Source organism: Candidatus Planktophila sp. (assembly GCF_036734405.1).
GTDB lineage: Bacteria > Actinomycetota > Actinomycetes > Nanopelagicales > Nanopelagicaceae > Planktophila.
The window spans coordinates 370,737-383,498 of record NZ_DAIMYR010000001.1; the positions used below are offsets into that span (position 1 = coordinate 370,737).

At 46.7% G+C, this 12,762-nt stretch carries 13 protein-coding genes; all 13 read left to right on the plus strand.

The features are described 5' to 3' along the window. The first annotated feature begins 17 nt into the window (after nucleotides 1–17). From AC9UC2_RS01835 to nuoL, 13 genes are read left to right on the plus strand one after another with little or no spacing between them, the layout of a single operon-like run. Nucleotides 18–710, plus strand: a complete 693-nt coding sequence (locus AC9UC2_RS01835; protein WP_509524590.1) for a demethylmenaquinone methyltransferase — start codon at nucleotides 18–20, stop codon at nucleotides 708–710. 40 nt (nucleotides 711–750) lie between these two features. Beyond that, nucleotides 751–1,122, plus strand: a complete 372-nt coding sequence (locus AC9UC2_RS01840; protein ID WP_509524593.1) for an NADH-quinone oxidoreductase subunit A — start codon at nucleotides 751–753, stop codon at nucleotides 1,120–1,122. 3 nt (nucleotides 1,123–1,125) lie between these two features. Beyond that, the gene (locus tag AC9UC2_RS01845; RefSeq protein WP_509524595.1) at nucleotides 1,126–1,683 is read left to right on the plus strand and encodes a NuoB/complex I 20 kDa subunit family protein; all 558 of its coding nucleotides are present in this window, start codon (nucleotides 1,126–1,128) and stop codon (nucleotides 1,681–1,683) included. After that, nucleotides 1,683–2,324 carry an NADH-quinone oxidoreductase subunit C gene (locus AC9UC2_RS01850; protein WP_509524598.1) on the plus strand — a complete coding sequence of 214 codons (642 nt, stop codon included), beginning with the start codon at nucleotides 1,683–1,685 and terminating at the stop codon, nucleotides 2,322–2,324. Before AC9UC2_RS01845 ends, AC9UC2_RS01850 begins: the two co-directional genes overlap by 1 nt. Next, complete coding sequence (locus tag AC9UC2_RS01855; RefSeq protein WP_509524600.1) at nucleotides 2,321–3,658, plus strand: NADH-quinone oxidoreductase subunit D; 1,338 nt, start codon at nucleotides 2,321–2,323, stop codon at nucleotides 3,656–3,658. The genes AC9UC2_RS01850 and AC9UC2_RS01855 overlap by 4 nt, the downstream gene beginning before the upstream one ends. After that, a complete protein-coding gene (gene nuoE, locus AC9UC2_RS01860) occupies nucleotides 3,658–4,284 on the plus strand; it encodes an NADH-quinone oxidoreductase subunit NuoE (RefSeq protein ID WP_509524602.1) in 627 nt (208 codons plus the stop codon). The genes AC9UC2_RS01855 and nuoE overlap by 1 nt, the downstream gene beginning before the upstream one ends. Continuing rightward, entirely contained in the window at nucleotides 4,284–5,564 is a 1,281-nt protein-coding gene (gene nuoF / locus AC9UC2_RS01865; protein ID WP_509524605.1) for an NADH-quinone oxidoreductase subunit NuoF, read from the plus strand. The genes nuoE and nuoF overlap by 1 nt, the downstream gene beginning before the upstream one ends. 22 nt (nucleotides 5,565–5,586) lie before the next feature. Further along, nucleotides 5,587–7,914, plus strand: a complete 2,328-nt coding sequence (locus AC9UC2_RS01870; RefSeq protein ID WP_509524728.1) for an NADH-quinone oxidoreductase subunit G — start codon at nucleotides 5,587–5,589, stop codon at nucleotides 7,912–7,914. Further along, nucleotides 7,911–9,161 (plus strand): NADH-quinone oxidoreductase subunit NuoH, encoded by a 1,251-nt coding sequence (gene nuoH / locus AC9UC2_RS01875; protein ID WP_509524607.1) that lies wholly within the window; start codon nucleotides 7,911–7,913, stop codon nucleotides 9,159–9,161. Before AC9UC2_RS01870 ends, nuoH begins: the two co-directional genes overlap by 4 nt. Continuing rightward, nucleotides 9,154–9,783, plus strand: a complete 630-nt coding sequence (nuoI, locus tag AC9UC2_RS01880) for an NADH-quinone oxidoreductase subunit NuoI (protein WP_509524609.1) — start codon at nucleotides 9,154–9,156, stop codon at nucleotides 9,781–9,783. The genes nuoH and nuoI overlap by 8 nt, the downstream gene beginning before the upstream one ends. Further along, nucleotides 9,780–10,571 (plus strand): NADH-quinone oxidoreductase subunit J, encoded by a 792-nt coding sequence (locus AC9UC2_RS01885; protein ID WP_509524611.1) that lies wholly within the window; start codon nucleotides 9,780–9,782, stop codon nucleotides 10,569–10,571. The genes nuoI and AC9UC2_RS01885 overlap by 4 nt, the downstream gene beginning before the upstream one ends. Then, nucleotides 10,571–10,870, plus strand: a complete 300-nt coding sequence (nuoK, locus tag AC9UC2_RS01890; RefSeq protein ID WP_509524614.1) for an NADH-quinone oxidoreductase subunit NuoK — start codon at nucleotides 10,571–10,573, stop codon at nucleotides 10,868–10,870. Before AC9UC2_RS01885 ends, nuoK begins: the two co-directional genes overlap by 1 nt. A gap of 2 nt (nucleotides 10,871–10,872) precedes the next feature. Next, complete coding sequence (gene nuoL / locus AC9UC2_RS01895) at nucleotides 10,873–12,762, plus strand: NADH-quinone oxidoreductase subunit L (RefSeq protein WP_509524617.1); 1,890 nt, start codon at nucleotides 10,873–10,875, stop codon at nucleotides 12,760–12,762.

The window sequence follows — 12,762 nt, forward strand, 5'->3', positions numbered from 1 at the left end:
CAAGGGAGAATATGCGCATGTCCCGCGCTAATCTGAATAAAGATCCCGATGAAGTTGCGGCAATGTTTGATGGAGTCGCCAAGCGGTATGACTTGGTAAATGATCTATTGAGTTTGGGTCGAACCAAGGCTTGGCGCAAGGCGGCAACCAAGATCATTGCTCCTGCACCTGGAATGGTGATTCTGGATTTGGCGGCAGGACCTGGATCTTCATCAGAACCCCTGTTTAAGGCTGGGGCCACCGTTTTTGCCACAGATTTCAGCGAGGGAATGCTGGCCCAGGGCCGCAAAGCCCGCCCGTATCTGAACTTTTCCAAGGCTGATGCCCTCAATCTGCCCTTCGAGGCGGACCGTTTTGATGTTGTCACCATCTCGTATGGTCTGCGAAACACGGCAGATTTCGACAAAGCGCTCGCCGAAGCCCGCCGGGTAACAAAGCCAGGGGGTCGAATGGTGGTCGTTGAATTCAGCCACCCAACCTGGCGCCCATTCCGGACCATATATACCGAGTATTTGATGCGGCTGCTGCCGATGATTGCCAAGCGAACCGCTTCCAACCCTGACGCCTATGTCTATTTGGCCGAATCCATCCGGGCCTGGCCAGATCAGGCTGGCCTTGCCGCCCATATGCAGAAGGCGGGCTGGACCCAGGTCAGCTGGAAAAACCTAACTTTTGGTGTTGTTGCAGTTCACAGCGGGATTAAGGGCTAGCGGTCGAGGGCATACGCCTTTCCACCTTAGGATTTCGACCGTGATATCCACATCCAATCCATACATCCCAATCCTGGTGATAGGGGCGATCGGCTTTGGCTTCGCAGTTTTCTCAGTTGTTGCAGGCGCGCTGACAGGTCCAAAGCGTTACAACCGAGCAAAGTTAGATGCATACGAATGTGGAATCGAACCTTCGCCGCAAGCTGCCGAAGGTGGAAGATTTCCGGTTAAGTACTTCTTAACTGCGATGCTCTTCATCATCTTTGATATTGAAATTGTCTTTTTATATCCATGGGCAGTTGCTTTTGATTCTCTTGGTGTGTTTGGTTTGGTTGAAATGGCAATCTTTATTGGAACAGTTTTTGTTGCATTTGCGTACGTTTGGCGCCGCGGCGGATTGGAATGGGACTAAACCATGGGTCTTGAAGAGAAAATCCCAAGTGGGTTTGTTTTAACCACTGTTGAAAAACTTGCAGGTTATATGCGCAAAAACTCGCTATGGCCAGCAACATTTGGCCTTGCATGCTGTGCAATTGAAATGATGGCTGTTGGTTCGGCAGCCAAGTACGACATCGCTCGATTTGGTGGCGAAGTTTTCCGTGCATCCCCACGCCAAGCAGATCTAATGATTGTTGCTGGCCGTGTTTCAAACAAAATGGCACCTGTTTTGCGTCAGATTTACGATCAAATGTCTGCACCAAAGTGGGTTCTTGCAATGGGTGCATGTGCATCATCGGGTGGAATGTTTAACAACTATGCAATTGTCCAAGGCGTTGACCACGTAGTTCCAGTTGATATTTATCTTCCGGGCTGTCCACCACGTCCAGAAATGTTGCTTGATGCGATCTTGAAGTTGCATGAACAAATCAGCGATACAAAGCTTGGTGCAAACCGCGCTCAGGTCATCAAAGAAGTTGAACTTGCTGCAATGAATGCAAAGCCAACTCATGAGATGAAGGGCTTACTCGCGTAATGAGTTTTAATGATCAAGCAGATGGCATGTTTGGTGCAAAGGGCACCGGAGATACATCCGGATATGGTGGATTAGTTCGCCAAGCCGCTAATTTTGGCTCTTCTGAGCGTCCATACGGTTCTTATTTTGATGAAGTAGCCGATGACCTAGAGCGCGCTTATCCAGAGTTTTCAGAAGCAATCGAACGCGTTGTTGTAGATCGTGGCGAATTAACTCTTCATGTAAAGCGTGAAAAGTTAGTTGAAGTTTCCATGATCCTTCGCGACAAGTTGAAGTTTGAAATGTGCATGGGCGTTAATGGTGTTCATTACCCAGAGCAAACCGGTCGCGAAATGCACGCTGTGTACCCACTGCTTTCAATGACAAAGAATCAGCGAATTCGTTTAGAAGTTTCTGTTCCAGATGCAGATGCACATATTCCATCTGTCGTAGAAGTTTGGGCTGGCAATAACTGGCATGAGCGCGAAACTTTCGACATGTTTGGAATTATTTTTGATGGCCACCCAGGTTTAACTCGCATCTTGATGCCAGATGATTGGGAAGGTCACCCACAACGCAAGGATTACTCACTTGGCGGAATCGCAGTTGAGTACAAGGGCGCAACGACGCCACCTCCTAGTGAAAGAAGGAGTTACAAGTGACAACTTTTGATCCATATGCACCATCACGTGAAACCACCGAAGGAAAAGTTTTCTCCGTTACAGGTGGCGACTGGGATGCATTAGTCCAAGATATTGGCGCAACCAAAGAAGAGCGCGTAGTAGTCAACATGGGTCCTCAACACCCATCAACTCACGGCGTGCTTCGTTTAGTTCTAGAACTTGAAGGCGAAACAATTACCGAAGCTCGTTGCGGAATTGGGTATCTGCACACAGGTATTGAAAAGAACATGGAATACCGCAGCTGGACTCAGGGAACAACATTTGTAACTCGAATGGATTACCTAGGACCTTTGCATAATGAAACCGCTTACTGCCTTGCAGTAGAAAAGCTTTTGGGAATTACAGATGATGTTCCAGAGCGCGCAAGTGTTATCCGCGTAATGATGATGGAACTCAACCGTATTTCTTCACACATGGTTGCTTTGGGAACAGGTGCGCTAGAACTAGGCGCTATGGGCCCTATGTTCTTTGCTTTCCGTGACCGCGAAACAGTCCTAGAAATCTTCGAAATGATTACTGGGCTTCGCATGAACATGGCTTACATCCGCCCAGGTGGAGTTCAGCAAGATCTTCCAGAAGGTGCGTTAACCAAGATTCGTGATGGCGTTAAGTTGATGCGCAAAAACTTTAAAGACAACGCAACGCTTCTGATTGGTAACTCAATTTGGATGAAGCGCACACAAGGAATTGGTTACTTAGATCTAGCAGGTTGCACAACGCTAGGAATCACTGGACCGGTACTTAGATCAACTGGAATGCCATGGGATTTACGCAAGCTTCAACCGTACTGCGGTTACGAAAACTACAACTTCGACGTTGTTACTGCTGATACTTGTGATGTGTATGGTCGCTTCTTGATTCGTATGAACGAACTAGAACAATCACTTCGCATCATCGAACAATGCGTAAACAAACTAGAAAAGCTTGAAGGTGCACCAGTAATGGTTGCAGACAAAAAGATTGCATGGCCTGCACAACTTGCACTCGGTGGTGACGGACTTGGTAATTCACTAGATCACATCCGCCAGATCATGGGCACATCAATGGAATCTTTGATTCACCACTTCAAACTAGTCACCGAAGGCTTCCATGTTCCAGCTGGTCAGGCATACGTTGCAATCGAATCTCCTCGCGGAGAACTCGGCGCTTCAGTTGTTTCAGATGGTGGAACAAAGCCGTACCGCGTTCACTTCCGTGAACCATCTTTCAATAATTTGCAAGCAACAGCTGCGATGAGTGAAGGCGGAATGGTTGCCGACATCATTGGCGCAGTGGCTTCGATCGATCCAGTTATGGGAGGCGTTGATCGCTAATGGCATTTTCATCTGAAGATCTACAAATCATGGATTCGATCATCAAGCGTTATCCACGCTCTCGTTCTGCAATCATGCCTTTGCTTCATTACGTGCAATCAAAGGCTGGTTATGTAACCAATGAAGGAATTGAGGTTATTGCAAAGCTGCTAGATCTAGAGAGCGCTGAAGTTACTGCTGTGTCTACCTTTTATACCCAGTACAAGCCAACGCCAGTTGGTGAATACCACGTGGGTGTTTGCACAAATACTTTGTGCGCGATTATGGGTGGAGATGCAATCTTTGCTTCCCTCAAGGATCATCTAGGAATTGGCAATGATGAAGTTACGGCTGATGGAAAAGTATCTTTAGAACATATCGAATGTAACGCTGCATGCGATTACGCACCCGTTGTTATGGCCAACTGGGAATTTTACGACAACCAGACAGTTGAATCTGCAAAAGATTTAGTTGATTCAATGCGTGCTGGTAATCCAAAGCCACCAACTCGTGGACCAAATCGTTTAGTTACTTACAAAGAGGCATCCGCGGTTCTTGCTGGTTTAAATGACGGACTTGCACACGAAGGTGTTCAAGCCGGAGAGCCAACATTGCTTGGCCTAAAACTTTCGAAAGAGGGCAAGTAATGACAAAGCTAGCTCCAGTTTTATCTGCGCATTGGGATGAGAAAGATTCATTCACACTTGAAGGTTACAAGCGTCATGGTGGATACAAGGCTGCTGAAAAAGCATTAGCAATGGATCCAGATGCTGTTATTCAACTTGTAAAGGATTCTGGATTACGCGGTCGTGGTGGTGCAGGTTTCCCAACAGGTATGAAGTGGGGATTTATCCCGCAAGGCGATAACAAAGATCACTACTTGGTTGTAAACGCAGATGAGTCAGAGCCAGGAACTTGCAAAGATACGCCTTTGCTCATGGCTAACCCACACGTTTTAATCGAAGGTTGCATTATCGCTTGCCACGCAATTCGCGCAAAGCATGCATTCATTTACATTCGTGGTGAAATCACGCATGTTGCTCGTCGCGTTAATCAAGCAATTGCAGATGCATATGCAGCAGGAATTCTTGGAAATGGAATTGATGTTGTTCTACACGTAGGTGCCGGCGCCTACATCTGCGGTGAAGAAACAGCGCTGCTTGATTCACTAGAAGGCTTCCGCGGACAGCCTCGTTTACGCCCACCTTTCCCAGCTATTGCTGGACTTTATGCACGTCCAACAGTTGTAAACAACGTCGAATCCATCGCATCAGTTCCAGCAATCGTGATGAATGGTGCCGAGTGGTACCAATCAATGGGAACTGAAAAGAGCAAAGGAACAACGCTTTACTCATTGTCAGGTCACGTTGTTAATCCAGGACAATTCGAAGCACCTCTTGGAATCACACTTCGTGAAATTTTAGATCTTGCAGGGGGAGTTCGCCCAGGACATAAGTTGAAGTTCTGGACACCAGGTGGATCTTCAACACCATTGTTTACTGATGCACATCTAGATGTTCCTTTGGATTATGAAGGTGTAGCAGCAGCTGGTTCCATGCTTGGAACTAAAGCACTTCAAATCTTTGATGAAACTACATGTGTAGTTCGCGCCGTTCTTCGTTGGACCGAGTTCTACAAGCACGAGTCATGTGGAAAGTGCACACCTTGCCGCGAAGGTACTTGGTGGTTAGTACAGATTCTTCGTGATCTCGAAGAAGGCAAGGGAACAGAAGCAGATCTTGCTAAGTTGCTAGACCTTTGCGACAACATCATGGGCCGTTCATTCTGCGCACTTGGAGATGGTGCAACAAGTCCGATTACATCTTCAATTAAGTATTTCCGTGAAGAATATATTGCACACGTAACAAATGGTTCATGCCCATTTGATCCAGTTGCATCAACACTATTTGTTGGGGCAGGTGCATAAGTTGAGTACTGAAGTTTCAGAGATGATTACCGTTGTAATTGACGGTTTCGAAGTTACAGTTCCAAAGGGAACGCTTGTAATTCGTGCTGCAGAACAATTAGGAATTCAAATTCCACGTTTCTGCGATCACCCATTGCTAGATCCAGTTGGTGCTTGCCGTCAGTGTTTGGTTGATATTGAAATTAATGGTCGTGCATTTCCAAAGCCTCAAGCTTCTTGCACAATTCCTGTAGAAACCGGAATGATTGTTAAGACCCAATTAACTTCATCAGTGGCTGAAAAAGCACAGCGTGGAGTGATGGAACTTTTGCTTGTAAACCACCCACTTGATTGTCCAGTGTGTGACAAGGGTGGCGAGTGCCCACTTCAGAATCAGGCAATGAGCAATGGTCAAGGCGCATCCCGTTTCGAAGGCGTTAAGCGTACTTTTGAAAAGCCAATCAATATTTCTTCACAAGTACTTCTTGATCGTGAACGCTGTGTTTTGTGCGCACGCTGTACTCGCTTTTCAGAACAAATTGCCAGCGATCCGTTCATTACTTTGAATGAGCGCGGTGCATTGCAGCAAGTTGGTATTTACGAGAACCAACCATTCGAGTCTTACTTTTCTGGAAACACAGTTCAGATCTGTCCAGTAGGAGCACTTACTGGCGCTGCATACCGTTTCCGTGCACGTCCATTTGATTTAGTGTCAACGCCATCTGCGTGCGAGCACTGTGCATCTGGTTGTGACATGCGCACAGATGTTCGTCGTGGAAAGACTTTGCGTCGTTTAGCTGGCGAAGATGCATCAGTTAACGAAGAGTGGAACTGCGATAAGGGTCGTTGGGCATTTAAGTATGTAACAGCTGTTGATCGCCTAAAGGTTCCAATGATTCGTAATGCCGCAGGTGAATTAATTGAAGCATCATGGCCAGAAGCCCTAGCAGTTGCTGCCGAAGGTCTTAAGTCTGCGAAAGCTGCAGTCCTTGTTGGTGGACGTGCAACACATGAAGATGCGTACGGATATAGCAAGTTTGCGCGCGTTGCCTTGGGAACAAATGACATTGATTTCCGTGCCCGTCTTTCATCAGATGAAGAACGCGAATTCATTGCCGCACGTGTAGTTGGTTCAGCTACAACTTACCGTGACATCGATAAGGCTGATCAAATTCTGCTCGTTGGTTTTGAGCCAGAAGAAGAGTCACCAATTGTTTTCTTGCGTATTAATAAGCAGTTCCGCAAGCGTGCGTTAAAGGTAGTTTCAATCGGTACCAAGGAATCTATCGCGGTAGACAAACTAAAGGCAGAGTTTGTAAAGGTTGCCCCAGGACAAGAAGCAGTAGCAATTGCAGCCCAGAAGTTAACTGATAAATCAGTGATTCTGGTTGGAGAACGCGCAGCGGAAAGTGCTGGTGCTTTGAGCGCAGTTGCAGCACTTGCAGATGCAACTGGTGCAAAGCTTGCCTGGATTCCACGTCGCGCAGGCGAACGTGGTGCAATCGAAGCTGGCGCAATTGGAAATCTTTTGCCAGGCGGACGTCCGATTACTGATGCAGCAGCTCGCGTTGATATCGCAGCTGCATGGAACACAAAAACTATTCCAGCTGAAATTGGTCGTTCAACTTCACAAATCATTGATGCAGTTAACGCGGGTCAGATCGGTGCGTTGCTTGTCGGTGGAGTAGATCCACTGGATAGCGATAACAGTCAAGCAACACTTTCTGCGCTAGATAAAGCATTTGTTGTATCACTAGAAATCGCACCAAGTGCGGTTACCGCCCGAGCAAATGTTGTACTTCCAGTAGCGGCAGTGACTGAAAAGTCTGGTTCTTTCCTTAACTGGGAAGGCCGTGCTCGCTCTTTTGATGCAGCAGTTGCTGATTCACTCAATCGCAGTGACTTGAGAATTCTTTCGATGATTGCCGAAGAGATGGGAATCTCGCTCAATCTCGGAACAGTAACTGCAGCAGCTAAGGAAATTGCAGCTCTTGGAAAATGGGATGGTGCACGCGCAACCCTGAATTCCGTTTCTGCACAGGCACAACCTGCACTTAACGCGGATCAGGCATTAATCACTTCATGGCGTCGCCTGTTAGATCTGGGAACCTTACAAGAAGGCGAAGAGCACTTAGCAGGAACTGCTCGCAGAACCGTTGCGGTTATTTCTCCAAAGCGTGCTCAAGCAATGGGTGTAGTTGATGGGGATCAAGTAAAGATTTCAACTGCGCAAGGTTCAGTAACACTTTCAGCGCTTGTTGAAAATATTCATGACGATGCTGTTTGGGCGCCACGTAACTCACGTGGTTCTCAATTATTGGTAAACCTAGGCGTCGCACATGGCGCAGTAGTTACGGTGGTGAAGGCATGACAAATGCAGAACTAATTGCAGGAGATCCAGGTTGGCTGATTGCAGTCAAAGCCCTGATTGTTTTCGCGATCTGCGTATTACTAACCTTGATGTCTGTCTGGGGAGAGCGTCGCATCGTTGGACGCATGCAGCAACGTCCCGGGCCAAACCGTGTAGGTCCATTTGGTTTGATTCAATCTCTAGCTGATGGCGTAAAGCTTGCGCTTAAGGAAGACATTATTCCTACAGCTGCTGACAAAATTGTCTTTGTTATCGCACCAATCATTAGCGTAACTGCAGCCTTTATGGCCTTTGCTGTTATCCCAATTACTGGTGAAGTTAATTTGTTTGGTCGTCAAACAGCTATGCAGTTAACAGATTTGTCAGTTGGAGTTCTTTACATCTTGGCAGTTGCATCAGTCGGTGTTTATGGAATTGTTTTGGCTGGTTGGTCTTCAGGCTCGACATACCCACTTCTTGGTGGTCTTCGTTCAAGTGCTCAAGTAATTTCCTATGAAATTGCGATGGGCCTTTCACTTGTAGCGGTGTTTATTTACGCAGGTTCAATGTCAACATCTGAAATTGTTGCTGCTCAATCTTCCTGGTGGTTTGCAGTCGTTCTCTTCCCATCCTTTGCTATCTATGCGATCTCAATGGTTGGCGAAACTAACCGTGCTCCATTTGACCTAGCAGAAGCAGAAGGTGAACTCGTTGGCGGATTCCACACTGAATACTCATCATTAAAGTTTGCGCTCTTCTTCTTGGCCGAATATGTAAATATTGTGGCTGTTTCTGCACTTGCAACCACCTTGTTCCTTGGTGGCTACAAAGCGCCTCCAGGGCTTGGCTTTACTGAAGCTTGGCTTGGTGGCTGGTTTACCGCGGTGTGGTTCTTTGCCAAGGTGATTACATTCTTCTTTGTATTCGTTTGGCTACGCGGAACACTTCCACGCCTTCGTTATGACCAGTTCATGCAGTTTGGTTGGAAAGTTTTAATTCCTATTTCGATCCTTTGGATCTTGGTAGTTGCAACCTTGCGTGTTCTTTCACTTCAGGGTGCACCTAGATCAGTTGTTATCGCCTTTGCAAGCACTGTTGTTGTTCTGATCATGGCGGCAAATATTGGCTTTGAGAATTCAAAGAAGAGAAAAGAAGCAGCTGTACCCGATGGCGACAATAAAGAGGCGCCATCGTTTGCTGTGCCTTCATTACCTATGGAGGTTTCAACTATTAATGTCTCAAAAAACACAGGAGGCGACCGTGGCTGAAAACCTCGAACCGTTAAAGCCAAAAGATCTTGGAATTAACGATGTTGAATTTTATGAAGTCGAACAAACTCCGCCCGTGGGCTTTTTGGGTGCCATGAAGGGATTTTGGGTTACTTTCTCAACGATGTTCAAGAAGCCTTTGACCGTTGAATACCCTGAAGTTAAAGCACCAACTGAAGAGCGTTTCCATGGTCGCCACCAGTTAAATCGTCACCCAGATGGTTTAGAAAAGTGCATTGGTTGCGAACTGTGTGCATGGGCATGTCCAGCAGATGCGATTTACGTCGAAGGTGAAAGCAATACTGAAGAGAATCGTATGTCTCCGGGTGAGCGCTACGGCAAGGTTTATCAAATTAACTACCTGCGCTGCGTTTTCTGCGGATTGTGTATCGAAGCGTGCCCAACACGTGCATTAACAATGACAAATGAGTACGAGCTTGCCGATGACACTCGAGCAAAGTTGATCTTTGAAAAGCAAGATCTATTGGCTCCATTGCGCCAGGGAATGCTTATGCCGCCGCATCCAATGTACCCAGATATGAACGATACAAACTATTACAACGGTGATGTGAAGGGTGCACACCCATCACAGGCTAAAAATCCGGGGGATATTCAGTCATGATGCAGTTAGCTTTAGAAGTCGGCCAAACAGCTAAACCCGAAGCGGTTATGTTTTGGATTCTTGGACCGATGGCTGTTGTTGCAGCTCTTGGAATGCTCCTTGTTAAGAAAGCTGTTCATTCAGCAATCTTGATGGCATTTGTAATGGTTGTTTTGGCAATTTTTTATATTGCACAAGATGCGGTCTTCCTTGGAATTGTCCAGATTGTTGTTTACACCGGCGCGGTAATGATGCTCTTCCTCTTCATTTTGATGCTGGTTGGTGTTGATTCATCAGATTCACTCACTGAAACAATTGCAGGTCTTCGACCAATAGCGATCACAGCCGCAGTTGGTTTTGGTGGATTGATGGTCGCACTATTGGGACGCGCAACTTTAGGCCGCGATGCCATTGGATTATCTGGAGCAAATACCAACGGCAATGTTGAAGGAATCGCGATGGAGCTTTTCTCAACTTACGTTTTTCCATTTGAAGTTGTCTCAGCCTTGCTGATCACAGCAGCGATGGGTGCGATGGTGCTTGCGCATACGCAACGCACTACGGCCCGCCCAACTCAGCGTCAGCTTTCAATTAATCGTTTCCGCGGAAAGTCATTAGCAAGTGCAGCCGGACTTCCAGGTCCTGGTGTTTACGCTCGTCACAACGCGGTAGATGTACCAGCACTTCTTCCAGATGGAACTCCCGCACCAACATCTGTAAACGCAAGCCTTGAAGCTCGCGGAGATATGTTGGATTACAAGAAATTTGATCTCTCTGAAGTAAACACCCAGATTGAGGAGGAGAAGTAATGGACGCCTCCAATTATCTTTATATTTCAGCACTTCTCTTCACTATCGGAGCTGTCGGTGTTGTAGTACGTCGCAATGCAATCGTAGTTTTCATGTGCATTGAACTGATGCTCAACGCAGCAAACCTTTCATTAGTAACGTTCTCACGAATCAACGGCAACCTAGATGGCCAGGTTATGGCTTTCTTTACAATGGTTGTTGCGGCTTGCGAAGTAGTAGTTGGTCTAGCAATCATCGTGGCCATTTACCGATCACGCCAATCAGCATCTGTTGATGATGCAAGTTTGTTGAAGCGATAACCATGACTACTTCAACCTCATTGATTTATTTGATTGCTCTGCCATTGGCAGGTGCAGCACTACTTCTTCTAGGAGGACGTCGCACTGACAAGTGGGGACACCTACTTGGAACTGCGATGTCGGCTTCAGCATTTGGAGTCGGTCTTTATCAATTGATGTTGATGCTGGACCGCCCAACGGAGCAACGCCCTGTTTCGCAAAAGCTTTTTGAGTGGATCAACGTTGGAGATTTCAAAGTTGATGCAGGCTTGCTGCTTGATCAGCTTTCAATCTGTTTCGTGCTTTTGATTACTGGCGTTGGAACTTTGATCCACATTTATTCAATCTCATACATGTCACACGACAAGGATCGTCGTCGTTTCTTTGCTTACCTAAACCTGTTTATTGCAGCGATGTTGGTTTTGGTGCTTGGCGATAGTTACCTCAGTCTTTATGTGGGTTGGGAAGGCGTTGGTCTTGCCTCGTACCTATTAATTGGTTTCTGGAACCAGAAGCCTGCATATGCAACCGCTTCTAAAAAAGCTTTTGTTATGAACCGCGTTGGCGATATGGGATTGTCCTTTGCGATCATGATCGCTTTTGCGACTATGGGCACAGTTTCTTTTGCTGGAGTTCAAGAGCAGGTAAGTAACACTTCTGAAGCAGCGTTGACAGGTATGGGAATCATGCTTCTGGTTGCTGCAGCAGGTAAGTCTGCTCAGTTCCCATTGCAGGCATGGTTGGGCGATGCGATGGCTGGACCAACACCAGTTTCAGCCCTTATTCACGCTGCAACAATGGTTACAGCAGGCGTTTACTTAATTACTCGTTCAAACTTTGTATTTGATGCCGCTCCAACTGCGCAGCTACTGGTTGTGATTGTTGGAGCAATAACTTTGATGTTCGGTGCAGTAATCGGTACCGCTAAAGACGACATTAAGAAAGCGCTGGCAGCTTCAACAATGTCACAGATTGGCTACATGACCTTGGCTGCTGGATTAGGTCCAGTTGGATATGCATTTGCAATCATGCACTTGCTGACACATGGTTTCTTTAAAGCTGGAATGTTCTTGGGTGCAGGTTCTGTAATGCATGGAATGAATGACGAAGTAAATATGCGCAAATACGGTGCACTTCGTAAATTCATGCCAATTACTTTTGTAACTTTCGGTCTTGGATATCTGGCAATTTTGGGTGTTCCACCATTTGCTGGTTTCTATTCCAAAGACATGATCATTGAAACTGCATTTGATGCAGGTGGAGCCAAGGGAATTATTCTTGGAATCACCACTTTGATTGGTGCAGCAATTACCGCTTTCTATATGACTCGCGTAATGATTCTTACCTTTACCGGAACAAAGCGCTGGGACGAAGATGCTCACCCACACGAATCTCCATGGCTAATGTGGCTTCCAATGGCAATTCTTGCAATTGGTTCAGTTTCATCTGGATACCTATTACATCGCGGCGATGCTTTAGAAAACTGGCTACATCCGTTGTTTAATCACAGCGAGGAATACCAGAAGCACCTACTAGAGCCAATTGTGGTTTCTGCACTTGCCTTAACAATGGTGTCCATCGGAGTAGCGATCGCTTACTTTAAGTATGCGCGCAGTGAAGTTGCGTCAACGGCGCCAGAAGATGTTTCAGTCTTTACCAAGATTGCTCGTCAAGACTTGCTGCAGGACCGATTCAATGAAGCGGTCTTCATGCGCCCAGGACAAGCCTTGACAACTACATTGGTTGCAACTGATGAAGCCGTTGTTGATGGCGCAGTTCGTGGCGTTGGACAGGTAGCCATGAGTTCAGGTTCAGCCCTGCGAGGTCTTCAAAATGGTTACGTTCGAAGCTATGCAGCAATGATTTTGGTGGGCGCAATTGCGCTTATCGCAGCTATTTGGGTGGTGGTTTAG

Excerpts from the sequence above, each read along its gene's own strand:
- AC9UC2_RS01850 (WP_509524598.1), top strand. The coding sequence starts at position 1,683 with ATGAGTTTTAATGATCAAGCAGATGGCATGTTTGGTGCAAAGGGCACC.
- nuoF (WP_509524605.1), top strand. The coding sequence starts at position 4,284 with ATGACAAAGCTAGCTCCAGTTTTATCTGCGCATTGGGATGAGAAAGAT.
- nuoK (WP_509524614.1), top strand. The coding sequence starts at position 10,571 with ATGGACGCCTCCAATTATCTTTATATTTCAGCACTTCTCTTCACTATC.
- nuoL (WP_509524617.1), top strand. The coding sequence starts at position 10,873 with ATGACTACTTCAACCTCATTGATTTATTTGATTGCTCTGCCATTGGCA.
- AC9UC2_RS01845 (WP_509524595.1), top strand. The coding sequence starts at position 1,126 with ATGGGTCTTGAAGAGAAAATCCCAAGTGGGTTTGTTTTAACCACTGTT.
- nuoH (WP_509524607.1), top strand. The coding sequence starts at position 7,911 with ATGACAAATGCAGAACTAATTGCAGGAGATCCAGGTTGGCTGATTGCA.
- AC9UC2_RS01885 (WP_509524611.1), top strand. The coding sequence starts at position 9,780 with ATGATGCAGTTAGCTTTAGAAGTCGGCCAAACAGCTAAACCCGAAGCG.
- AC9UC2_RS01835 (WP_509524590.1), top strand. The coding sequence starts at position 18 with ATGTCCCGCGCTAATCTGAATAAAGATCCCGATGAAGTTGCGGCAATG.
- nuoE (WP_509524602.1), top strand. The coding sequence starts at position 3,658 with ATGGCATTTTCATCTGAAGATCTACAAATCATGGATTCGATCATCAAG.
- AC9UC2_RS01870 (WP_509524728.1), top strand. The coding sequence starts at position 5,587 with ATGATTACCGTTGTAATTGACGGTTTCGAAGTTACAGTTCCAAAGGGA.